General features: G+C 63.7%; 22 protein-coding genes and 1 pseudogene. 12 read left to right on the top strand and 11 right to left on the bottom strand.

Going from position 1 to position 21,356, the window contains the following annotated elements; all coding sequences use genetic code 11:
• The 3 genes from AC0L2X_RS31130 to AC0L2X_RS31120 all read left to right on the top strand — a co-directional run.
• Positions 1–500: hypothetical protein (locus AC0L2X_RS31130; RefSeq protein WP_473601028.1), on the top strand; the 500-nt coding region annotated here is incomplete at its 5' end.
• A complete protein-coding gene (locus AC0L2X_RS31125; protein ID WP_352637184.1) occupies positions 497–697 on the top strand; it encodes a hypothetical protein in 201 nt (66 codons plus the stop codon). The genes AC0L2X_RS31130 and AC0L2X_RS31125, both read left to right, overlap by 4 nt.
• Entirely contained in the window at positions 694–948 is a 255-nt protein-coding gene (locus tag AC0L2X_RS31120) for a type II toxin-antitoxin system RelE family toxin (RefSeq protein ID WP_352683820.1), read from the top strand. Before AC0L2X_RS31125 ends, AC0L2X_RS31120 begins: the two co-directional genes overlap by 4 nt.
• An 87-nt stretch (positions 949–1,035) precedes the next feature.
• Here AC0L2X_RS31120 and AC0L2X_RS31115 read toward each other — a convergent pair whose 3' ends face one another.
• The 3 genes from AC0L2X_RS31115 to AC0L2X_RS31105 form a co-directional block, all read right to left on the bottom strand.
• Positions 1,036–1,644 carry a glutathione S-transferase family protein gene (locus tag AC0L2X_RS31115; RefSeq protein ID WP_473559125.1) on the bottom strand — a complete coding sequence of 203 codons (609 nt, stop codon included), beginning with the start codon at positions 1,642–1,644 and terminating at the stop codon, positions 1,036–1,038.
• A gap of 262 nt (positions 1,645–1,906) precedes the next feature.
• A complete protein-coding gene (locus AC0L2X_RS31110) occupies positions 1,907–2,761 on the bottom strand; it encodes an EAL domain-containing protein (RefSeq protein ID WP_473559123.1) in 855 nt (284 codons plus the stop codon).
• Positions 2,758–3,651, bottom strand: coding sequence for an EAL domain-containing protein (locus AC0L2X_RS31105; protein ID WP_473559121.1), 894 nt, complete (start codon positions 3,649–3,651; stop codon positions 2,758–2,760). The genes AC0L2X_RS31110 and AC0L2X_RS31105 overlap by 4 nt, the downstream gene beginning before the upstream one ends.
• Before the next feature lie 194 nt (positions 3,652–3,845).
• Between AC0L2X_RS31105 and AC0L2X_RS31100 the strand changes: the two genes are divergently transcribed.
• The gene (locus AC0L2X_RS31100; protein ID WP_473559120.1) at positions 3,846–5,048 is read left to right on the top strand and encodes a pyridoxal phosphate-dependent aminotransferase; all 1,203 of its coding nucleotides are present in this window, start codon (positions 3,846–3,848) and stop codon (positions 5,046–5,048) included.
• 6 nt (positions 5,049–5,054) lie between these two features.
• Here the strand turns inward: AC0L2X_RS31100 and AC0L2X_RS31095 are convergent, their stop codons facing one another.
• Positions 5,055–5,450 (bottom strand): (R)-mandelonitrile lyase, encoded by a 396-nt coding sequence (locus tag AC0L2X_RS31095; RefSeq protein ID WP_473559118.1) that lies wholly within the window; start codon positions 5,448–5,450, stop codon positions 5,055–5,057.
• 30 nt (positions 5,451–5,480) lie between these two features.
• Complete coding sequence (locus AC0L2X_RS31090) at positions 5,481–6,077, bottom strand: methyltransferase family protein (protein ID WP_473559116.1); 597 nt, start codon at positions 6,075–6,077, stop codon at positions 5,481–5,483.
• Positions 6,078–6,223: 146 nt separating this feature from the next.
• On the opposite strand from AC0L2X_RS31090, the gene AC0L2X_RS31085 reads away from it, so the two are divergent.
• The 3 genes from AC0L2X_RS31085 to AC0L2X_RS31075 all read left to right on the top strand — a co-directional run bounded on the left by AC0L2X_RS31085 (position 6,224) and on the right by AC0L2X_RS31075 (position 10,747).
• Positions 6,224–7,090: an alpha/beta fold hydrolase gene (locus tag AC0L2X_RS31085; protein ID WP_473559115.1), complete on the top strand. Its 867-nt coding sequence runs from the start codon at positions 6,224–6,226 to the stop codon at positions 7,088–7,090.
• A gap of 164 nt (positions 7,091–7,254) precedes the next feature.
• Positions 7,255–9,306, top strand: a complete 2,052-nt coding sequence (locus tag AC0L2X_RS31080; protein ID WP_352489086.1) for an elongation factor G — start codon at positions 7,255–7,257, stop codon at positions 9,304–9,306.
• Positions 9,307–10,249: 943 nt separating this feature from the next.
• Entirely contained in the window at positions 10,250–10,747 is a 498-nt protein-coding gene (locus tag AC0L2X_RS31075; RefSeq protein ID WP_473559114.1) for a methyltransferase family protein, read from the top strand.
• 260 nt (positions 10,748–11,007) lie between these two features.
• Here the strand turns inward: AC0L2X_RS31075 and AC0L2X_RS31070 are convergent, their stop codons facing one another.
• Together AC0L2X_RS31070 and trxB are read right to left on the bottom strand one after the other, a co-directional pair.
• The gene (locus AC0L2X_RS31070) at positions 11,008–11,904 is read right to left on the bottom strand and encodes a LysR family transcriptional regulator (RefSeq protein ID WP_023678345.1); all 897 of its coding nucleotides are present in this window, start codon (positions 11,902–11,904) and stop codon (positions 11,008–11,010) included.
• A gap of 97 nt (positions 11,905–12,001) precedes the next feature.
• Entirely contained in the window at positions 12,002–12,976 is a 975-nt protein-coding gene (gene trxB / locus AC0L2X_RS31065) for a thioredoxin-disulfide reductase (protein WP_352489083.1), read from the bottom strand.
• Between the two features lie 266 nt (positions 12,977–13,242).
• On the opposite strand from trxB, the gene AC0L2X_RS31060 reads away from it, so the two are divergent.
• A complete protein-coding gene (locus tag AC0L2X_RS31060; protein WP_352670636.1) occupies positions 13,243–13,719 on the top strand; it encodes an Lrp/AsnC family transcriptional regulator in 477 nt (158 codons plus the stop codon).
• Between the two features lie 209 nt (positions 13,720–13,928).
• Positions 13,929–14,825: a DMT family transporter gene (locus tag AC0L2X_RS31055; protein ID WP_473559111.1), complete on the top strand. Its 897-nt coding sequence runs from the start codon at positions 13,929–13,931 to the stop codon at positions 14,823–14,825.
• A 10-nt stretch (positions 14,826–14,835) separates the two neighbouring features.
• Here the strand turns inward: AC0L2X_RS31055 and AC0L2X_RS31050 are convergent.
• From AC0L2X_RS31050 to AC0L2X_RS31035, 4 genes and pseudogenes are all read right to left on the bottom strand, one after another.
• Positions 14,836–14,919 (bottom strand): annotated as a pseudogene (locus AC0L2X_RS31050) (HAD family hydrolase); the annotation flags it as partial.
• 363 nt (positions 14,920–15,282) lie between these two features.
• Positions 15,283–15,858 (bottom strand): D-sedoheptulose-7-phosphate isomerase, encoded by a 576-nt coding sequence (locus tag AC0L2X_RS31045; protein WP_473559109.1) that lies wholly within the window; start codon positions 15,856–15,858, stop codon positions 15,283–15,285.
• A gap of 7 nt (positions 15,859–15,865) precedes the next feature.
• Entirely contained in the window at positions 15,866–17,344 is a 1,479-nt protein-coding gene (gene rfaE1 / locus AC0L2X_RS31040; RefSeq protein ID WP_473559108.1) for a D-glycero-beta-D-manno-heptose-7-phosphate kinase, read from the bottom strand.
• Between the two features lie 139 nt (positions 17,345–17,483).
• Complete coding sequence (locus tag AC0L2X_RS31035; protein WP_473559106.1) at positions 17,484–18,116, bottom strand: LysE family translocator; 633 nt, start codon at positions 18,114–18,116, stop codon at positions 17,484–17,486.
• Positions 18,117–18,292: 176 nt separating this feature from the next.
• Between AC0L2X_RS31035 and rfaD the strand changes: the two genes are divergently transcribed.
• Genes rfaD through waaC form a run of 3 tightly spaced genes read left to right on the top strand, consistent with a single transcriptional unit; the run spans position 18,293 to position 21,209 of the window.
• Complete coding sequence (rfaD, locus tag AC0L2X_RS31030; protein WP_473559104.1) at positions 18,293–19,243, top strand: ADP-glyceromanno-heptose 6-epimerase; 951 nt, start codon at positions 18,293–18,295, stop codon at positions 19,241–19,243.
• A complete protein-coding gene (waaF, locus tag AC0L2X_RS31025; protein ID WP_473559103.1) occupies positions 19,216–20,223 on the top strand; it encodes a lipopolysaccharide heptosyltransferase II in 1,008 nt (335 codons plus the stop codon). The genes rfaD and waaF overlap by 28 nt, the downstream gene beginning before the upstream one ends.
• On the top strand, positions 20,220–21,209 hold the full coding sequence (gene waaC / locus AC0L2X_RS31020; RefSeq protein WP_473559101.1) for a lipopolysaccharide heptosyltransferase I: 990 nt from the start codon (positions 20,220–20,222) through the stop codon (positions 21,207–21,209). Before waaF ends, waaC begins: the two co-directional genes overlap by 4 nt.
• Positions 21,210–21,356 lie beyond the last annotated feature (147 nt).

Below are 21,356 nucleotides of genomic sequence, written 5' to 3'. Positions count from 1 at the left end.
CCCCCCCCCCCCCCCCCCCCCCCCCCCCCCCCCCCCCCCCCCCCCCCCCCCCCCCCCCCCCCCTCCCCCCCCCCCCCGCCCCCCCCCCCCCCCCCACCAAACCACCCCCCCCCCCCCCCCCCCCCCCCCCCCCCCCCTCCCACCCCCCCCCCCCCCCCCCCCCCCCCCCCCCCCCCCGCCGCCCCCCCCCCCCGCCCCCCCCCCCCCCCCCCCCTTTTTTTGCCCCCGGGGCCCGCGCGGCCCCCCCCCGGGCCCCCCGCGGCAAGTCACGGATGTACTGGCGGTCGCGCGAGAAGCGCGCCGGAGCGAAAGACCCCGACAAGCCGAAGCAGCAGATTGCTGCCGGCCCGGCCAAAACGCTCCCGATCAGGCTACCAAGCATGGGAAGGCGGGATTTTGTCCCGCCTTTTTGCTGTCTGGATTCCGATGAACCGCCGCCTTGGTCCTATGGGACCACTTTGTGGTGTTTTTGCCCCGGTCATGGTACCATCAACCCATGAGCAAGCTTGAACAGATTGAGAAATCCGTCGCCGAACTAAGCCCCGAAGAGCTCAAGGCGTTTGCCGCATGGTTCGAGGCGCTGCAGGCCGACATGTGGGACCGTCAGTTCGAAGCCGACGCCAAGGGCGGCAGGCTGGACAAACTTGCCGAGCAGGCATTGGCTGATCATCGCGCCGGCCGGACCCGGCCTCTGTGAATCATTTTGCCACTCCCTCGTTTTGGGAGGCCTACGCAAAACTGCCCTCGTTAATCAGAGCAAAGGCGAACAGACGTTTCGCCAAACTGAATTCTGAGCCGTTCCACCCATCGTTGCATTTCAAACAGGTCGGGCGCTACTGGTCGGCGCGGGTTGATATCAACTACCGCGCCGTAGCTGTTCGCGACCACGATGACGTGGTCTGGTTCTGGATAGGCACCCATTCCGAGTATGATCGCCTGCTGAAATAGCCGCGCGACCATTCACGCCGCCGGCCGAAAGCCCCGAGCCCGACGTCCGGAGCGAGCCGCGAAGCGGCGACAAGCGTGAGGACAGAACTAAGGCAGCCACTCCAGCGGCACATGCCCCGGGTCGGCCTCGACCCTTTTCAGCCAGGCGGCGACCGCCGGATAGGCGTCGAGCTGAAACCCACCGGTCTCGGCCGTATGCGTGTAGGCATAGAGCGCGACGTCGGCGACGCTGAGCGCATTGCCGGCGAAGAAGCTGCTCGCGGCCAGGTGCCTGTCCATGACGCCGAGCGCCTTGTTGCCGCGCTCCAGCGTCAGCGCCAGCCGCTCGGGCGTCGCATCCTTGGCTCTTTCAGGGAAGGTCAGCAGCGCCCTGCGCACGGCGATATAAGGCTCATGGCTGTATTGCTCGAAGAACAGCCATTGGTAGGCCAGCGCGCGTTCATACCGGTCCGCTGGTAGAAACCGCGTGCCTTCGGCGAGATAGAGCAGGATGGCATTGGATTCGGCCAGCCGGCGGCCGTCGTCGAGTTCGAGCAGCGGCACCATGGCGTTTGGGTTTTTGGCGACATAGTCGGGTTTGCGCGTGTCGCCGGTGTGCGAGCTGACCTCGACATTGGTGAAAGCGATGCCGAGCTTGGCCATCAGCAGGCGCGGCTTGTAGCAATTGCCGCTGTCGATCATTCCGTAGAGTATCATCGGCGCTCCCCTTGTTCGCACCCACCCGTCTCAGGGCTTGATCCAGCCTCTATCGCGGCAGCGGCGGCTTCATCCAGTGATTTGTTTTGGCGTAACCATCAGCGCCGCTGATGCATTTCAGGACATGCCGAGATTCAAGTCAGGCCGTGCCGAGAGTGGTGGCTTCCGAGAACCGGAGCGGAGCGTACTTTTTGGGTACGTGAGCACCGGAAGCGCAGGACCCCCCGTTCGCAGGCCGGCATCACTTGAATATCGGCATGTCCTAGCCGAACAAGGGGATGACGTTGCTATCCCTGCCAAGCAGCCTGTCGATCGACAGCGGCTCCTCGTCGAACAGCGTGCCGGCCAGCGCCGGCCGGGCGAGGTAAAAACCCTGCAGCAGGTCGACGCCGCCATCCAGCGCGACGCGCAGATGCGTGGCGTTCTCGACGCCTTCGACCAGCACCTTGGCGCCGCGGTCGTGCAGCGTCGAAACCAGCGGCCGGAAAAACCGCTCGGCGGCGGCATGGCGGCAGAATTCGGCGAACCAGGTGCCGTCTATCTTGACGATATCGGGCTGCACGAGGGCGACCCTTTCTTCGGTCGAATGCCCGGTGCCGAAATCGTCGATGGCGATGCGGACGCCGTCGCGCCGCATCTCGCGCGCCAGGCTGACAAGCACCTTGTCGCCGGCAGCCTGCTCGGTGATCTCGCAGACCAGCATGCCGGGATGCAGGCCGAAATCCGCCAGATGCCTGGTCATCAGCCTGATTTCGGCCAGCGCCCGTGCGGGGTCATCGTTGATCAGCGGATTGTAGTTGAAGAACAGGTCGAGCCCGTCGACGCCGATGTTGCGGAAATTGCGCAAATGCAGCACCCGGCACATGGTTTCGACAAACAGCCGATCCGCTGCCGGCACACCTTCGAAGAAGACTTGCGGCGCCACCGGCCTGCCTGCACGATGCGGCTCGATCAGTCCCTCGACCGCGACGGCGGCGAGAAACCTGCCGCGCGGCGCGAAGACCGGCTGGTAGGCGCTCCTCAGCCGGAATGCACCGTAGACGCCATATTCGATGCCGACCTCGTCGGCAAAGATCGCCTCGCCGACCTTGCGCCGCATGTCGGCTTGCCCGGTCACGACGCCACCCTGCGGCCAAAGGCCCGCATCGGCCGCCGCGATGGCGAAACAGCGGTGGCCACCTTCTCCGTATCGGCCGACACCGCGGCCGCCCGCCCGCTCTTGTCGAAGACGTGAAAGCTGGTTGGCGCAAGCTCGGGGCGCGCCAGCACATAGCCCTGCACCATCGAAGCGCCCGACTTTTCGGCGAGCTCGAGCTGCCAGCCCGTCTCGATGCCCTCGAATACCGTGCGGATGCCTTGCTCTTCGAAGCTGGTCACCATGGCGGTCAGCAAGGCGAAGCCGGCACCGGATTCCATCAGCGTCATGATCCAGTCGGCGTCGAACTTGACGATGTCGGGCCTGAGTTCCTTGATGCGATTGATGTCGGATTCGTCCGCTCCGTAATCGTCGACCGCAATGCGCAAACCATTGCCCCTGAGCGCCTCGACGAAATTGTAGAGCGTCTCCTGCGACGCCGACTTCTGCTCGGTGACCTCGCAGACGACGCGGCGCGGATCGATGTCGGCCTCGTGCAGCACCAGCCGCATGTCGCGCAGCGCCTTGTCGGCGATGCTGCGGTCGGTGAATACCGATGGATCGAAGTTGATGAAGATCGAGGCGTCTCGCGGCAGGCAGGCGCCGGCGTTCAGAAGGTGCAGCGTCCGTGTCAGCGCCTCGATATGCAGACGGTCGACCGACGGACAGCTGTTGAAGAAACTCATTGGCGGCTGCGGCTCGCCTTCGCGGAACGGCCGGATCAGCCCCTCGAACGCGACGACGGAAAGCTTGCCCTTGTTGAAGGCGAAGATCGGCTGGAACGCGCTTTGCAGCGTATAGACCCCCCAGACACCGCTGGCGGTGCCGTCATCATGGCGGATGATATGGGCAAGCCCGATGCTGCGCGTCACGGTTCCTCGCTATGCGAGATTGGCGGACCGGCTACGGTCCTGCCGTTCAAGCTTTTACCGGTCGTTGATGAATTTATTGTTGCCGTCGTTGCGCGCTGGCTCATCCGACAGTGCTTGCGCTTGGCGGAATGATGCGACATGAGATGCGCCGCGGTTGGATGGACCGCCTGCATCCCAAAGGAGACAATATCGTCATGGCCTTTCTTGCCGACGTCCTTTCCCGCGTTAAGCCTTCCGCGACCATCGCGGTGACGCAGAAGGCGCGCGAGCTGAAAAACGCCGGCCGCGACGTGATCGGGCTGGGCGCCGGCGAGCCGGACTTCGACACCCCCGACAACATCAAGAACGCCGCGATCGAGGCGATCCGCCGCGGCGAGACGAAATATCCGCCGGTATCCGGCATCGTGCCGCTGCGCGAAGCGATCGCGAAAAAGTTCAAGCGCGAGAACAATCTCGACTACCGGCCGGAGCAGACCATCGTCGGCACCGGCGGCAAGCAGATCCTGTTCAACGCCTTCATGGCGACGCTGAACCCCGGCGACGAGGTGATCATCCCGCGGCCCTACTGGGTGAGCTATCCCGAAATGGTGGCGATCTGCGGCGGCACCTCGGCCTTTGCCGACACCTCGATCGAGAACGGCTTCAAGCTGACGGCAGCCGTGCTGGAAAAGGCGATCACGCCGCGCACCAAGTGGCTGCTGATGAACTCGCCGTCCAACCCCTCGGGCGCCGCCTATACCGAAGCGGAGCTCAAGAGCCTGGCCGACGTACTGTTGAAGCATCCCCATGTCTGGGTGCTGACCGACGACATGTACGAGCACCTGACCTATGGCGACTTCGTCTTCAAGACCATCGCCGAGGTCGAGCCTAAACTCTATGAGCGCACGCTGACCATGAACGGCGTGTCGAAGGCCTATGCCATGACCGGCTGGCGTATCGGCTATGCGGCAGGCCCGGTGCCGCTGATCAAGGCGATGGACATGATCCAGGGCCAGCAGACCTCCGGCGCCTGCACCATCGCCCAATGGGCGGCGGTGGAAGCACTGAACGGCCCGCAGGATTTCATCCCGAAGAACAAGGCGATCTTCCAGGGCCGGCGCGATCTCGTCGTCTCGATGCTCAACCAGGCGCGCGGCATCACCTGTCCCTCGCCGGAGGGTGCGTTCTACGTCTATCCCTCCTGTGCCCAGCTGATCGGCAGGAAGACCAAGATCGGCAAGGTGATCGACAGCGACGAAACCTTCTGCTCGGAACTGCTTGAGGCCGAGGGCGTGGCGGTTGTTTTCGGCTCGGCCTTTGGCCTCGGCCCGAACTTCCGCATCTCCTATGCCACGTCGGAAGCTCTGCTCGAAGAGGCCTGCACGCGCATCCAGCGCTTTACCGCCGCGCTGGCCTGAGACGTTTCAGCCGCCATACTGCTCGTCGCTGACGTTCTCCAGCCAGTCGACATGCACACCCTCGAGCGCCTCCTGCATGGCGATGTGGGTTATCGCCGATTTCGGCGCTGCGCCGTGCCAGTGCTTTTCGCCGGCCGCAAAGGAGACGACGTCGCCGGCCCTGATCTCCTCGATCGGCCCGCCCCAGCTTTGGACGAGACCGGCACCGGACGTGACATAGAGCGTCTGGCCGAGCGGATGCGTGTGCCAGTGGGTGCGGGCGCCGGGCTCGAAACTGACCAGCGTGGCGCGTAGCCGCGCCGGCGCCTCCTTCTCGATGATCGGCGTCTGCAAAACTCGGCCAGTGAAGTATGTTTCCGGCGCAACAATCGTCGGCACGCTGCCGCAGGCAATAATCTTCATCGTCGCAAGTCCTCGATCCAATCCAGTGTCTTAGAGCCTACCACTTTCGTCCGACGCCGGCTGCATGTTCTGCCGGCTACGGGCAAGGCGCGGCCAGAACAGGCCGGTCCGCGTGCGGTAAGCGTCGTAGGCGTCGGCCAACCTTGTCCGCGAAAATTTTCGCTCTTCGTCCAAGGCTGCGATCACGTAGATCGTAACGATGCCGGCGACCGGCACCACCGCCCAGACCGACCAGGTCGCGATGCCCCATCCGATCCAGAAGATGATGTAGGACGTGTAGAACGGATGGCGGACGTGGAAATAGGGGCCTTCGGTCACCAGGCTGTCGGGATTGTCCGGATCGAACGCGAAACGCAGCCGCGCCTTGCGGGAGACCGAGATCGCCCACCAGAACAGCGCCGTGCTTACCAGTTGGATGGCGAGCCCGCCGATCTTCGCTGCAACCGGTTGCCGCTCGATCCACAGCAGTGCAAGAAAGAACAGAGCCGTGCCGACCACGACGGCCGAAATGATCATCGCGCCTTGGGACATGCTCGGCGACTGGAAATGGCCGCGCATCGACCAGGCATATTGTCCGAGCGTCGCGATGCTGCTGATCGAGACGAGAAGGTCAAGCGTGGATTCCATCATCAGGCTCCGGGGGTTAGCTGTGGTGGATTCGGTCATCATACCCGGCAGAAACCGAGAAATCATTTCTTAACCACCGTTCTAAACAACATGGTGACCTCGGCATGCGATGTTGACCTAGAGACAATCCCAAGGTCCAACCAGATATGGCCGTTTCCCACCGCACGATCCGCACGCCGCACGCGGATTTGCGCCTCAGCCAGTCGTCGGGACCCGGCATCCCGCTTGTCCTGATCCACGGCTCGGGCAGTTCGCGCGCCGTATTCGCCCGCCAGTTCGACAGCCCGTTGGCCGCTGCCCATCGGTTGATTGCTTTCGACCTGCCCGGCCATGGCGAATCCTCGGACGCCCGCGATCCGGCGACGGACTACACCATCGCCGGCCTTGCCCAGTCGGCGGCTCAGCTCCTCGATGCCTTGGGGATCGGCCGCGCCGTCGTCTTCGGCTGGTCGCTTGGCGGGCACGTGGCAATCGAGCTCGCGAGTTTCCACCGCGCCGTCGGCGGGCTGATGCTGACCGGCGCACCGCCAGTATCCAAGGGCCCTTTCGGCATGCTGCGCGGCTTCCACGCGCATTGGGACATGCTGCTGGCGTCCAAAAAGACGTATTCCGAACGCGATGCCGAGCGCTTCGAGACGCTGTGTTTCGGCGACACCGCCGACCCGTCCTTCCGCAAAACCATCCTGCGCACCGACGGTCGGCTGCGCGCCGCGGTGACGCGCGGCATGCTCACCGGCAAGGGCGCCGACCAGAGACAGGTGGTCGAGCAGGCGGCATTTCCGGTGGCAATCGTCAATGGCGAGAACGATCCGTTCGTCCGGCTCGGCTATTTTGAGACGCTCGCCTACGGCTCGCTGTGGGAGCAGTGCCACATCATTCCCGGTGCCGGGCATGCGCCTTTCTGGGAGCGTGCGGACCTGTTCAATCCGTTGCTCGCTCGCTTTGCCGAGGCGGTGGCGGTGCAGCGCGTGGACGCAACGCCGCTGGCGTCGCGCCTAACCGGCACCGGCTGAATCCACCCTCAACTTCAAATCCCTTCAACCTCAAATCCCTTGCCCTCCCGGCCTGCCCGTGGGACGATGCCCTTTGGGTAGGTGGCAAATTGAAAAAAGCCTCGCCCGCGACGGCCGACAGGCCGGCCGCCGCTCACAGGGAAACGCCTGAGTGGAGGTCAGCCATGGGTACTCGCGCCGGAGGACGACGCACGGGACCGAAATGCATTGCCATAGTCGGTCCCTTCGCAAGCGGTAAGACGACACTTCTCGAAGCCATACTCGCCCGTACAGGCGCCATTCCCCGCCAGAATCCCGTTTCGTCCGGAAATACCGTTTCCGATCATTCGCCCGAGGCGCGCGCTCACGGCATGAGCGTCGAGGCGACCTTCGCCACCACCGAATTCATGGGCGAGCCGTTCACCTTCGTCGATTGTCCCGGCTCCATCGAATTCTCCTTCGAAGCCGAGCCGGTGCTGGCCGCCTGTGACGTCGCCGTGGTCGTTGCCGAGGCCGACGAGAAGAAGATCCCTGCCCTGCAGCTGATCATGCGCAAGCTCGACGATCTCGGCGTGCCGCGCATGCTGTTCCTGAACAAGGTCGACAAGGCGATATCAGGCGTGCGCGACACGCTGAAGATGCTGCAGCCGGCAAGCTCGGTGCCTCTGCTGCTGCGCCAGATCCCGCTGCGCAAGGACGGCGTCGTAATAGGCTCGATCGACCTTGCTCTGGAGCGTGCCTACATCTACCGCGAATATGCCGAGAGCGAGGTCGCCCAGATCCCGAGCGACGACAAGGCGCGCGAGCTCGAGGCGCGCTTTTCCATGCTGGAGACGCTCGCCGACCATGACGACCGGCTGATGGAGCAATTGCTTGACGAGATCGAACCGCCGAAGGACGCGATCTTCGACGACCTCGCCGCAGATCTACGCGACGGCACGGTGACGCCGGTGCTGATCGGCACCGCCGAGAAGGGCAATGGCGTGCTGCGCCTGTTGAAGGCGATCCGCCACGACGCACCCGACATCGAAGCGACGCGCCAGCGCCTCGGCGCTCCCGATGGCAATGCCACCGTGGTCCAGGTGATGAAGACCATCCACACCGCGCATGGCGGCAAGCTGTCGGTGTCGCGCATCCTGTCCGGCCAGGTCGCCGACGCCGCCGAGCTGTTCCTTCCCACGGGCGAGACGGCAAAGGTCTCCGGCATCTACAAGATGCTCGGCAAGGACCAGGTCAAGCTGACTTCGGCCAAGGCCGGCGACACGGTGGCGCTCGGCAAGCTGGACGCCGTCAGGACCTGCCAGACGCTGAGCTCGACCAAGGGCGGCATCAAGCCGCTGGTCACGCTGGCGCCGCCGCAGCCGGTCTTCGCCTTCGCGCTGCGACCGAAGGAGCGCAAGGACGAGGTCAAGATGTCGGCGGCCATCCAGCGCCTGGCCGAGGAAGATCCCTCGCTCAACCTGCATCACAACCAGGATTCCGCCGAAACCGTGCTGTCCGGCCATGGCGAGATGCATCTGCGCGTCGTGCGCGAGCGGCTGGAAGGCAAGAACCAGATCCCGGTCGAAGGCCATGTGCCGGCCGTGCCCTATCGGGAGACGATCCGTAAAGCGACGCAGCAGCGCGGCCGCCACAAGAAACAGTCGGGCGGCCACGGCCAGTTCGGCGACGTGGTGCTGGAGATCAAGCCGCTGCCGCGCGGCTCGGGTTTCCAGTTCACCGATACGATCACCGGCGGCGTCGTCCCGAAGACCTACATCCAGTCGGTCGAGACCGGCGTGCGCGATTACCTGAAATCCGGCCCGCTCGGCTTCCCGGTCGTCGATGTTGCCGTCAACCTTTCCGACGGCTCCTACCATGCGGTCGATTCCTCCGACATGGCCTTCCAGATGGCGGCGAAGCTGGCGATGAAGGAAGGCATGGCCGCCTGTTCGCCGGTGCTGCTCGAACCGGTGATGAAGGTCGAGATCGTCACGCCGTCTGATGCGACGTCGAAGATCATCGCGCTGATCCCGCAGCGGCGCGGCCAGATCCTCGGCTACGACGCGCGGCCGGATTGGCCGGGATGGGACGTCGTCGAGGCGACCATGCCGCAGGCCGAGATCGGCGACCTCATCATCGAGCTGCGCTCGGCCACGGCGGGTGTCGCCAGCTATCGGGCCGTCTTCGACCACATGGCCGAACTCACCGGCCGGTTGGCCGACGAAGCGCTGAACGCCAACGGCAAGGCCGCCTGAAACGGCAGCTTGCGGCCAGAACACTAATGCATGTCGCGCAAAAGTGTGCGACGGTTTTGCGATAACGACATGCATCAAACAAGGACCTAAAAGCGCGTCGCATGAGGCCGGTCGAACGCGACGCGCTTTTAGGAAGCACACAAGGAAACGGCGCCCGGATCATTCGGGCGCCGTTTCGTTGCGGACCGTCTTCGTGGGAGGCGAAACGGCAGGTCCGCCGCATACTTGCCGCCGGTGCCTGGCGGCGGAGGAAGGTTCGGACGCGGTAGCTGCCTGAGCCCGGATCGTCCGAGTGATGCCCCCATCCCCCGGACGAGCCACACCGCGTCCTATGCTCTTCTTAATCGATTTGGCGCGCCCGCGGCATGTTACCCGAGGTTACATGTCACTGTTACGCGACCGTTCCGGCCGATTTTCTGGCGATGTGTTGGTTTCGGGCAACAAAAAAGCCGGATCAATGAAGACCCGGCTGAGTTTGATTGGAAGTGCCTGTTAAGGCTAACCTCCAGAGGGGAACACTCGAGAGCGCTAATGGGAGGAGAACGCGCTCAGGAGATGATCTATATATGTGCTCTTCATGCCCAAGAAACAAGCATCTATTTTGCAACACACACATGCAAAAAGGCGCCGGCTGTGGTCTAATCGGTCCTGAAGCGCAATAGGACCAGTTGAATCGCTGAAATACGGCGTGCGGCAAGGCAAAAATCGATCCACAGCCGCGAATCAGCAGCGATTCCTGCTCTGAAAGTCGAAAAACGCAGGATGACATGGAATCGTGCAGCATGCGTTTGTTTTTTCGGCAGCCAGACCTTGCTGGTGCATGCCGCCCAAAAGCCCGCCATCGAGCTTGAGCTGAGGGTGCAGCGGTTTGGGTTACATGCCGGACAAGACCTGAAGCGTGTTGCGGGAGACCGTTCAAGGGCGCGCCCGTAAGGAGACCTACATGCGGGCCGCTTCGGCGATCGCCGGTAGCGTCATCTTCCTTGCTGCAGCGCCCGGCGTGGTCGCCGGACTGCTGCCTTGGCTGCTGACCGACCGTTATGGCCTGCCCTGGTCGAGACTGCCCGGTTTCGTTCCTGTGGGCTGGCTGCTGGTTATCGCCGGCACAGCCGTGCTGCTGCATGCCTTTGCCCGGTTTGCCCTGGAGGGCCTGGGTACGCCAGCCCCGGTCGCGCCGACCGAAAGGCTGGTCGTCGGCGGCATCTACCGCCATGTCCGCAACCCGATGTACGTCGCCGTGCTGTCGATCATCCTCGGCCAGGCACTGCTGTTTTCCAGCTGGACGGTCGCCGCCTATCTAGTCATCGCCGCGGCCGCCATGATCTCCTTCGTGAAACTATATGAGGAACCGACGCTTGCCCGCCGCTACGGTGACGAATACGAGGCCTACCGCCGCGCCGTACCAGGCTGGCTGCCCCGCCTGACACCTTGGCGCGGGTAATTTCTGGACGCCGACAATTGGTGAAACCGGCGATACGGCCCCCTTCTCCCGTCACTATACGGGGAGAAGGGCCCGGCAGGGCGATGAGGGGCGGCGCAACATATCAGCACTGCCCATCGCCGAGCCAAGCCAAGTACGACAAAGGCTGGTGCCGCCCCTAATCTGGCTGCCGCCATCTACAGCGACGGGGAGAAGGACGCTTTCACCGAGCTTTCGTCAATCGCCGCCGTTGCTCGGAAAAGTCGGCGCGCTGCTAGAGGCTAAAACGACCAGCTGCGCGCCTTGGCGATGATGAAATCGCGGAAGACATGCAGCTTCGCCTGATTCTTCATCGCGTCGGGATAGGCGAAATAGGTATCGAAGGACGGCACTTCGGTTTCGGGCAGCAACTGCACCAGCCCGGAATCCTTGCTGACCACGTAATCGGGCAGCATGGCGATGCCGGCACCGCCCTGCACCGCCCGCTTGATCGACAGGATGTCGTTGATCTGCAGCGTCGGCACCCTTTGCCCGCCTTCGAAATCGCCGACCGTCTCCAGCCAGTTCAGTTCCGACAGATGCGCCGGCACCGGCACGCCGAAGGTGACGATGCGATGGGTCTTCAGCTCGGCGATCGAATTCGGCTTGCCGTATTTGTTCACATAGGACGGCGCCGCATAGAGATGGAAATGCACGGTGAACAGGCGGCGCTGGATGAGGTCCGGCTGCTGCGGCTGGCGCAGCCGGATGGCGCAGTCGGCCTGGCGCATGGTGAGGTCGAGTTCCTCATTGGCCAGGATGAGCTGCAGGCTGACCTCGGGATAGAGCTCGATGAACTCCTGCACGCGCTCGGTCAGCCAGCCGGCGCCGAGGCCGACCGTGGTCGTCACCCTGAGCACGCCGGAGGGCCGGTCCTTGGTTTCGGTCAGTCGCGACTTGATGGTTTCAAGCTTCATCAGCACGTCGTGCGCCGTGCGGAACAGCATCTCGCCCTGCTCGGTCAGCACCAGGCCGCGGGCGTGGCGATTGAACAGCGGCACGCCGACATCATGCTCGAGCGCGCTGACCTGCCGGGAGATTGCCGATTGCGACAAATGCAGTGTTTCCGCGGCATGGGTGAACGACCCCGCTTCCGCTGCGGCGTGAAACACGCGTAGCTTGTCCCAATCCAACGCCATGATTTCCCCTCGTCCTGTTTTCTGGCGTCCGCCTGTTATGGCGTCTGAATGAAAAATCAGGCTTTTGCGCGGCTCTTCTCAGCCGCTTGTCGAACAATCACTCCGCCGCTTCGCGGTGAACCTCGATCCCTGCCAGATATTTTTCCGCCTCGAGCGCGGCCATGCAACCGAGCCCGGCCGCCGTCACCGCCTGGCGGTAGATATCGTCGGTCACGTCGCCGGCGGCAAACACGCCCGGCATGTCGGTGCGGGTCGAATCCGGCGCCGTCCACAGATAGCCGTTCGGCTTCTGCTTCAGCTTGCCGGCAAACAGCTCGACCGCCGGCGCGTGGCCGATCGCCACGAACACGCCGTCGACCACCAGATGCATCTCCTGCCCGGTCACCACGTTGCGCAGCTTCAGCCCTTCGACCGAAGGCGGCAGCGGCGCCTTGCCGGGCCGGCCGGTGATCTCGTCGACCACCGTGTCCCAGATGACGCGGACATTGTCTTTCCGCAGCAGCCGCTCGCGCAGGATGCGCTCGGCGCGGAAATCGCTGCGCCTGTGGATGACGGTGACGCTCTTGGCCAGGTTGGAGAGATAGAGCGCTTCCTCCACCGCCGAATTGCCGCCGCCGATCACCGCGACATCCTTGCCGCGGTAGAAGAAGCCGTCGCAGGTGGCGCAGGCCGAAACGCCAAACCCCATGAAGGTATGTTCGCTTGGAATGCCCAGCCACTTCGCCTGGGCACCGGTGGCGATGATCAGCGCGTCGGCGGTATAGATCGTGCCAGAATCGCCCTTGGCGCGGAACGGCCGCACGTTGAGGTCGACCTCGGTGATGATGTCGTTGACGATATCGGTGCCGACATGCTCGGCCTGCCTGAGCATTTCGCTCATCAGCCATGGACCCTGGATCGGTTCGGAGAAGCCCGGATAGTTTTCGACGTCGGTGGTGATCATCAGTTGCCCGCCCTGCTGCAGGCCGGCGACCAGCATCGGCTTGAGCATGGCGCGGGCGGCATAGATCGCCGCCGTATAACCGGCGGGGCCGGAGCCGATGATGAGAACAGGCGCGTGCTTGGTGATCATGAAAAGCCTCTGCGGGGAGCAGCCATGGATTGTGGCATGAACTCTCGTCGATTGTTGCGCGTAATGTAAGTGTTGCCTGCGACGCCAGCAAGGCAAGTTGCCGTTCGTCCCCGGAAAGCTTCGGCGCCGGCGACGGCGACAAGCAACCGGCAGCAAGATGATGCGAAAATCCTCGATCCAGCGGATGGAATAGACAGCAAAGTCGTTTAACTACAAAGTCGCGAAAGATTCTTTCGCGTCACCACGGAAGCCGCACGGAAGCCACCATGCCGATCAAGGCCGATCTCGATGCCATCGACTGGAAGATCCTGCGCGAGCTTCAGCAGGACGGACGCATGACCAATGTCGAACTGTCGGGCCGTGTCGGCATTTCGGCGCCGCCGTGCCTGCGCCGCGTCCGGCGATTGGAAGAGGCCGGCATCATCCGCGGCTACCGCGCCCTGCTCAACGCGCCAGCGCTCGGCCTCGACGTCGTCGCCTTCTGCCTGATCGGCCTGCATCACCAGGCCGACGCCGAACTCAAGACCTTCGCCGAGCGCACCCGCGGCTGGCCGATCGTGCGCGACGCCTGGATGGTGTCGGGCGAATCCGATTTCCTGCTGCATTGCGTGGCGAGCGATCTCGGTACCTTCCAGACCTTCGTCATCGAAGAACTGGCCTCGGCCCCCAATGTCGACACGGTGCGAACCGCGCTGACCATCCGCCGGGTCAAGGATGAAGGTTTAGTGGCGTTCAATGCCTGATCGGGACCGCAGCAACCGAAGCTTTGATATTCGACAATAGGAATTCTAAAACACTTTGAATATTAATTCCAATGTTAATATTCTAATAAATCTGGTCGATTTAGGTAAAACTTCCAATATAATTGCCGGTTTAATTCATATTATCGTCTGAACTTACACTCCGAAATTAGACGGGCGAAGCGTTGAGCACGACAGCACTGACACGCTCAATGTCGGCAAGCGACTGGGGGCAGTTGCTGCTTCTGGGTTTTCTGTGGGGCGGCACCTTCTTCTTCGCGCGCATCGCGGTAGCCGAGATTCCGCCACTTGCCCTTGTCCTTTATCGGGTGTCGATCGCCGCCTTGGTCCTGCATTTATGGCTGAGGATGCGCGGCATTTCCTTCGCTCCCGCACTGGCGAGGCCCGGTCCCTTCCTGTGCCTGGCTTTGCTCAATAACGTGATTCCGTTCTCCCTGATCTTCACAGGACAAACCGAGATTGGTGCGGGTCTTGCCTCTATCTTCTATGCAACAACACCTCTCTGGACGATCCTCCTTGCAAACCTGCTGACGGCGGATGAGAAGTTGTCGGCGACCAAGCTTGCGGGAGTGGGGCTCGGAATCGCCGGAGCCGCCCTCATGATCGGCCCCGGGCTGCTGTCCAATCTTGGTGGCCCTGCCTGGGCGAAGCTCGCCGTGATCGGGGCGGCCATCTCCTACGGCTTCGGCGTCGTCTACGCCAAGCGTTTCAAGAACATGAAGCCATCTGTGGTGGCGACCGGCCAACTCACTGCCTCCACCATAGTCATGTTACCGATCGTTTTCCTTCTCTACAGTCCCGAGGCGATCGTGACGTCAAGCGTCCCCATATGGGCGGCAGTGGCTGTTCTCGCGGTCTTCACGACGGCGCTGGCATTCATCCTCTATTTCAACCTGATCGCCTCGGCCGGAGCGACAAACGCTTCCCTCGTGACGCTTCTGGTGCCTGCCAGCGCGATCCTGCTTGGCACGGTGTTTCTCGGGGAAAGGCTGGAGCCGTTCGAGTTCGCGGGGATGACATTGATCATTGCGAGCCTGCTCATCATCGATGGCCGGCTTTTTCGCCGCTGGATGACGCAAAAATCCTGACTTCGCGACCAGCCAGCCCCGCGACAGGCCGGCGCACCGCTTCCATATCCGCCAGCTTGTCGCCAACTATAAGCGATCGTTTCAGATCGAACCCACGGCGCCTGGCCGCCTTGAGAAACCGGGCAAAGCGGCTGCGAAACAAAAACCCGGAAACAAAAAACCCGCCTCAACAAAAAACCCGCCTCGGCGGGCGGGTCGTCGGTGGAATCATCCCCATAGTCAAATTAGTAGCATAGCTGCCGGCACAAAGCAAGAACAAAATGTGGCTATGCGTCAAATAATAATCACTACAGGCTAGCGCTGCCCCTCACCCTTACCGTCTCCCCGTGAAGGACGGGGAGAGGGGGATCGCCGAGCTTGCAGGCTAGTCCCTTCTCCCCGTCCTTCACGGGGAGAAGGTGCCGGCAGGCGGATGAGGGGCGGCGCCAACATTGACAACGGATCCGCCTCTACACGATCACCCCGCGTCGCAGAGGCGCTCTTCGACCATTTCGCAGAGATGGTGGTAGAGGCACAAATGCCCCTGCTGGACGATCGGCGTCGAGGTCGAGGGTACGTTGAGCAGGATGTCGGAGAGCGGTTTCAGTCTGCCGCCGGTGTCGCCGGTCAGGCTGATCACCGTCATGCCCATCATGCGCGCTTGTTGGGCGGCGGCGAGGATGCTCGGCGAATTGCCGCTGGTCGAGATGGCGAGCAGCACGGCGCCCGCCGCGCCATGCGCCTCGACCTGGCGCGCAAACACCGTGTCGAAGCCGTAATCATTGCCCCAGGCGGTCAGCACCGCCGCGTTGGCCGGCAGCGCGATGACGTTGTAGGCCTTGCGCTCCCTGAGGAAGCGGCCGACCAGCTCGCCGGCGATGTGGATGGCGTCGCTGGCCGAGCCGCCATTGCCGGCTATCAGCAGCGCCTTGCCCTGCGAAAGCGCGGCGATGACGGCGCTGACCGCCCGCTCCATCTCGCTGGTCAGGTCGCGCTCGACCATCGCCGAAATCGCGGCCGCCGAGCGGGCCAGGTAATCGTTCAGTTCGGACATGAAACCCTCAGTTCCCGGCGCGTAATTTGCCGATGGTGCCGGTGGTGCTCTTGCCGGCGACGAGGTCGACCAGCACGACGCGCCCGCCGGCCTTCTGCACGACATCGGCGCCAACCACCTGATCGACCGTATAGTCGGCGCCCTTGACCAGTATGTCGGGGCTCAGCGCCTCGATCAGCGAAAGCGGCGTATCCTCCTCGAAGATGACGACGGCGTCGACCGAGGCAAGTGCTGCCAGTACGCAGGCCCGGTCATGCTGGTCGTTGACCGGGCGTCCCGGCCCTTTCAGCCGGCGCACCGAGGCATCGCTGTTGAGGCCGAGCACCAGCCGGTCGCACTGGCTGCGCGCCGCATGCAACAGGCTGACATGGCCGGCATGCAGGATATCGAAACAGCCATTGGTGAAGCCGACACTCAAGCCCTCGTCCTTCCAGGCTGCCACCAGCCGCGCCGCGGCGGCGGCATCGAGGATGGCATCCTTGTGGGCAACCGGACCATGCGAGCGAAACAGCGCGCCGGTGAGTTCCTCGATCGTCAGCCGCGCCGTGCCGCGCTTGCCGACGACAACGCCGCCGGCGGCGTTGGCGATCGATCCGGCCATGACGCGGTCGGCGCCTGCCGCAAGAGCCAGTGCGAAGGTGGCGATCACCGTGTCGCCGGCGCCCGAAACGTCGAACACCTCGCGCGCCTGCGTGGCGATATGGCGGGCATCGTTTGGACCGACGACGCTCATGCCCTTTTCGCTGCGCGTCGCGACGACGAAATCGAAACCGTGCGCCGAGATCAGCTGGCGCGCCGCCGTCTCGATCTCGTCGTCGGCAAACACTGCGCGGCCGACCGCCTCGCCGAGTTCCTTGCGGTTGGGCGTGATTGCCGTCGCGCCGGCATAACGCGCATAGTCGCTGCCCTTCGGATCGACCAGCACCGGCTTGCCCGTTTGCCGGCAGATCGAGATCAGCTCGCCGGCGACGCCGTCGAGCAGCACGCCCTTGCCATAGTCGGATAGGATGACGATGTCGGCGCGCGCCAGCGCTTCGCGAAAATGCCCGACCAGTGCCGCGCGCTCGGCATCGCCCAGCGGCTTGATTTCCTCTTCGTCGAAACGCAGCACCTGCTGGTTGAGCGCGCTGAACCGGCTTTTGGACGACGTCATGCGATCGGCATCCTGCACCAGCCCGCCGGTGTCGACGCGAAATTCGCCGAGCATGCGCATGAGGTTCTTGCCGGCCTCGTCAGCGCCGATCACCGAGACCGGTATGACGGCAGCGCCGAGCGAAACGATGTTGGCGACGACATTGCCGGCGCCGCCCATCGCCAGCGTTTCGCCGCGCCCGTGCAGCACGGGAATCGGCGCTTCCGGCGAAATGCGCTCGATCACGCCGTTGACGAAACGGTCGAGGATGAAATCGCCGACCACCAGCACGGTGCCGCCGCCGAAGCGCGAGATGGCGCGGTGAAGAGGTTCGGGAGAGGGCAGCTTGATCATGTCAACGCGCGGGAGGGCCGATTTTCAGTGATGGGAAATCCGATTGGCAGGGCCGGCCGTTCATGGCGATGCCGATATACCGCAATTTCAACCGACGCAACGCCGGGGCTTCGACCAATCGCGGCGGCGAGACAGTGCGTCAGCTTTTCTGCAACGCGACATGCACGCCCAGCCCGACGAGCACCGTACCGCCGACGCGCCGCATCAGGCGCTGCGCCCGGCTCGACTGCCGCAGCCTGGCGATCACCGCGCCGGCCAGTATCACGCAAACAATGTCGGCCGACGAGAACATCAAATTGACGATCGTTCCAAGCACGACGAACTGCAGCCAGACCGGAAGCGCTGCCGAGGCGTCGATGAATTGCGGCAGGAACGCCATGAAGAAAATCGCCGTTTTCGGGTTGAGCACCTCGACGGCAATGCTCTCGAAAAAGGCGCGGCGGGCGGATTTCGGCTGAATTCCCGGCAAGACAACGTCGCCTTGCGCCTTGGCGCGAAACAACGAAACACCGAGCCAGATCAGATACAGCGCACCGACCAGCTTGACCGCCATGTAAAGCACCGGCACGGCATGGAAAAGCACCGACAGGCCGACAGCGGCGGCGAAGACATGAACGTAGCCGCCAAGATGGATGCCGAGCGCCGCCATCAGGCCGGACCAGCGGCCGCGCGCCATGGTTTGCGCGGCGGCATAGAGCATGGCGGGACCGGGGATATAGGCGAAGATCGCCGTCGTGGCGAAAAAGGCGACAAGCAGTTCGGTTGATGGCATTACCTTGCTCCTGTCGCCGGTCGGCCGGCAGGCCGACTGAAACGAGACCTTTGCGGCGCCACTATGGCGCTCATCCGGCCGCCCCGCCACCTGCTTTGTCGACAGCCCGGCCCGCCTCCCCTATAAGGCCAGAATCCCACAAGGGCTACAACCGGCACAAGGTACCAGAGGCTTTCATGATCATCGTCACGGGCGGCGCCGGCATGATCGGTTCCAACATCGTCGCCGCGCTCAACGCCGACGCTTTCAGCGATATCCTCGTCGTCGACGACCTCACCGACGGCCACAAGATCGCCAACCTCGCCGATCTCGAGATCGCCGACTATCTCGACAAGGACGATTTTCTGGCGCGGATGGAGGCCGGTGACCTCGGCCGCATCGAGGCGGTCTTCCACCAGGGCGCCTGCTCGACCACCACCGAATGGAACGGCAAGTTCATGATGGAGGTCAACTACACCTATTCGAAGCGCCTGCTGCACGCTTGCCTGGCCCTGCGCGTGCCCTTCCTCTATGCCTCCTCCGCTTCCGTCTATGGCGACGGCGCCGAGTTCCGCGAGGAACCGCAATACGAGCGGCCGCTGAACGTCTATGCCTATTCGAAAAAGCTGTTCGACGACTATGTCCGCCGTACGGTTTTCGATACGGATCACTCGCCGGTCGCGGGCCTGCGTTATTTCAACGTCTACGGACCGCGCGAGGCGCACAAGGGCGCCATGGCCTCTGTCGCCTTCCATTTGTTCAACCAGGTCGAACACGGCGAAAACCCCAAGCTGTTCGGCGCCTATGACGGTTTCGGGCCCGGCGAGCAGAGCCGCGACTTCATCCATGTCGGCGATGTCGCCGACGTCAATCTGTGGCTGTGGAAACGCGGCTCTAGCGGCATCTTCAACTGCGGCACAGGCAAGGCCCAGCCCTTCCGCGCCATTGCCGAAACGGTGATCGATACACTGGGCCAAGGCCAGATCGAGTTCATCGAGTTTCCCGACCACCTCAAGGGCAGCTACCAGAGCTTTACGCAAGCTGATATGTCCCGCTTGCGCGCAGCCGGTTACAATGGCCAGTTCCGCACAGTGGAAACCGGCGTCAGAGACTATGTCGAATGGCTGAAAGCCCAACGATCCTCGTGATCGGCCCACGCTGGGTGGGCGATATGGTGATGGCGCAGTGCCTGTTCTCGGCGCTGAGGGAGCATCATCCGAACGCCGCCATCGACGTGCTGGCGCCGGCCTGGGCAGCGCCGCTGGTCAAGCGCATGCCTGAAATCCGCCAGCAGATCGACCTGCCGCTGCAATCCGGCGCGTTCGAATTCCGCATCCGAAGGCGCTTCGGCCGCCTGCTGCGCGGCCGCTACGACATGGCCTATGTCCTGCCGGGAAGCTGGAAATCGGCGCTGATTCCGTTCTTTGCCGGCATTCCGCGCCGTGTCGGCCATCTCAAGGAAATGCGCTACGGGCTGCTGACCGACATCGTGCCGTTGCCCGACCGCCTGAAACGGCGCACCGCGCAGGCCTATTTCAGCCTTGCTCGGGGTGGCGCCTTCCAGGCCCCGAAGCTTGCCGTCGATGCATATAGCCAGGCGGCACTGCTCGGCCGTTTCGGGCTGACGCTGGGGAAATTCGTGGCAGTCATGCCCGGTGCCGAATTCGGTCCGGCCAAGCGGTGGCCGAGCGAACACTATGCCGGGCTTGCCCGCGAGATGATGGCGAAAGGGTTTGGCGTCGCACTGTTCGGATCGAAGAACGACGCCGAAGTGACGGCGGAAATCGCCGCGCTGGCGCCGGGCGCCGTCGACCTTGCCGGCCAGACGCGGCTCGAGGATGCCATCGATCTGATCGCTGCGGCGAGGCTCGCCGTTTCCAACGACAGCGGGCTGATGCATGTCGCCGCCGCCGTCGGCACGCCTGTCGTCGCCGTCTACGGCTCGACTTCGCCGCAGAACACGCCGCCGCTCGCCGAGCGTCGCGAACTGGTCTGGCTCGGCCTGTCCTGCTCGCCCTGCCACAAAAAAATCTGCCCGCTCGGTCATCTCAACTGCCTGAAGACGTTGGAGGTCGAACGCGTCGTGGCGGCGGCGGAGCGGATGCTGGAAATGCCGGCCGCCGCATGAAGGTGCTGATCCTCAAGACGTCGTCGATGGGCGACGTCATCCACACCTTTCCCGCGATCGAGGACGCGCGCCGCGCCCGGCCGGATATCTCCTTCGACTGGTGTGTCGAAGAGGCCTTTGCCGGCATCGTGGCGCTGCATCCAGCCATCCAAACCATCCACAGCGTGGCGATCCGGCGCTGGCGCGGGAAGCTGCTCGAGCCCGGCACATGGCGGGAAGTGGTAGGCTTGCGCCGCGCCTTGCGCGATTGCCGCTACGACCTCGTCCTCGATGCACAAGGCTTGCTGAAATCGGCGCTGGTGGCGCGACTGGCGGCAGCACCGATCGCCGGGTTCGACCGTTCGAGCGCCCGCGAGCCTTCGGCGAGCCTGTTTTATGGCCACCGCTACGCCGTGCCGCGCGGCCTGCATGCGATCGAGCGCACGAGGCGGCTGTTCGCCCTGGCGCTCGGCTACGAGCCGGATTTTTCCCAGCTTGAATCGGGCATCGTGCCGCCAGCCGGAAGGTCGATTTTTGCCGGTGAAAAGACCGCCTTCCTGCTGCACGGTACCAGCCGCGAGGACAAGAAATGGCCGGTCGCGGACTGGATCGAAACCGCTCGCCTGCTGGTGGGCAAGGGAATGACGCCGGTCACCACCTGGTCGAACGACCGGGAAAAGGCAGTTGCCGAGGCGATCGCCGGCGCCGTCTCGCAAACCGTGGTGGTTCCCAGGTCGCCGCTTGCCGAGATCGCCGCTGTCATCGGCGGTTCGACGCTGGTCATTGGCGCCGACACCGGCCTGACCCATCTCGCCAGCGCCTTCGGCCTGCCGACGGTGGCGGTGTTCCTGGCCACCGAGCCCGGCCTGACCGGCCCGCGCGGCCCATTCTCATCGACGCTGCTGGCCAGGCCCGGCCGCAGCGTCACGCCGCCGGAGGTGATGGCGGAAGCCGAGAGATTGCTGGCGCTTCGGGCGCTTGGACAAGCCGGCGCCGACAAGAATTGATTTGTCAATTCAATAAGAAAGGTCGGCGCTGCCCCTCATCCGCCTGCCGGCACCTTCTCCCCGTATAGTGACCTATCGCATTCACACATCTGGGTTGCGCTTTGCGGCGAAGCTCGATTCTATTTCGGCGGGAAAGCCGAAGGAGGA

Source organism: Mesorhizobium sp. WSM4828 (assembly GCF_055811175.1).
Note: the sequence above shows the minus strand (reverse complement) of the source record. Positions and strands in the feature narration are given on the sequence as shown.

Bases quoted from the DNA above. Each gene is read 5' to 3' on its own strand.
- AC0L2X_RS31125 (WP_352637184.1), top strand. From the start codon at position 497: ATGAGCAAGCTTGAACAGATTGAGAAATCCGTCGCCGAACTAAGCCCC.
- AC0L2X_RS31115 (WP_473559125.1), bottom strand. From the start codon at position 1,644: ATGATACTCTACGGAATGATCGACAGCGGCAATTGCTACAAGCCGCGC.
- AC0L2X_RS31100 (WP_473559120.1), top strand. From the start codon at position 3,846: ATGGCCTTTCTTGCCGACGTCCTTTCCCGCGTTAAGCCTTCCGCGACC.
- AC0L2X_RS31095 (WP_473559118.1), bottom strand. From the start codon at position 5,450: ATGAAGATTATTGCCTGCGGCAGCGTGCCGACGATTGTTGCGCCGGAA.
- AC0L2X_RS31090 (WP_473559116.1), bottom strand. From the start codon at position 6,077: ATGGAATCCACGCTTGACCTTCTCGTCTCGATCAGCAGCATCGCGACG.
- AC0L2X_RS31085 (WP_473559115.1), top strand. From the start codon at position 6,224: ATGGCCGTTTCCCACCGCACGATCCGCACGCCGCACGCGGATTTGCGC.
- AC0L2X_RS31080 (WP_352489086.1), top strand. From the start codon at position 7,255: ATGGGTACTCGCGCCGGAGGACGACGCACGGGACCGAAATGCATTGCC.
- AC0L2X_RS31075 (WP_473559114.1), top strand. From the start codon at position 10,250: ATGCGGGCCGCTTCGGCGATCGCCGGTAGCGTCATCTTCCTTGCTGCA.
- AC0L2X_RS31070 (WP_023678345.1), bottom strand. From the start codon at position 11,904: ATGGCGTTGGATTGGGACAAGCTACGCGTGTTTCACGCCGCAGCGGAA.
- trxB (WP_352489083.1), bottom strand. From the start codon at position 12,976: ATGATCACCAAGCACGCGCCTGTTCTCATCATCGGCTCCGGCCCCGCC.
- AC0L2X_RS31060 (WP_352670636.1), top strand. From the start codon at position 13,243: ATGCCGATCAAGGCCGATCTCGATGCCATCGACTGGAAGATCCTGCGC.
- AC0L2X_RS31055 (WP_473559111.1), top strand. From the start codon at position 13,929: ATGTCGGCAAGCGACTGGGGGCAGTTGCTGCTTCTGGGTTTTCTGTGG.
- AC0L2X_RS31045 (WP_473559109.1), bottom strand. From the start codon at position 15,858: ATGTCCGAACTGAACGATTACCTGGCCCGCTCGGCGGCCGCGATTTCG.
- rfaE1 (WP_473559108.1), bottom strand. From the start codon at position 17,344: ATGATCAAGCTGCCCTCTCCCGAACCTCTTCACCGCGCCATCTCGCGC.
- AC0L2X_RS31035 (WP_473559106.1), bottom strand. From the start codon at position 18,116: ATGCCATCAACCGAACTGCTTGTCGCCTTTTTCGCCACGACGGCGATC.
- rfaD (WP_473559104.1), top strand. From the start codon at position 18,293: ATGATCATCGTCACGGGCGGCGCCGGCATGATCGGTTCCAACATCGTC.
- waaF (WP_473559103.1), top strand. From the start codon at position 19,216: ATGGCTGAAAGCCCAACGATCCTCGTGATCGGCCCACGCTGGGTGGGC.
- waaC (WP_473559101.1), top strand. From the start codon at position 20,220: ATGAAGGTGCTGATCCTCAAGACGTCGTCGATGGGCGACGTCATCCAC.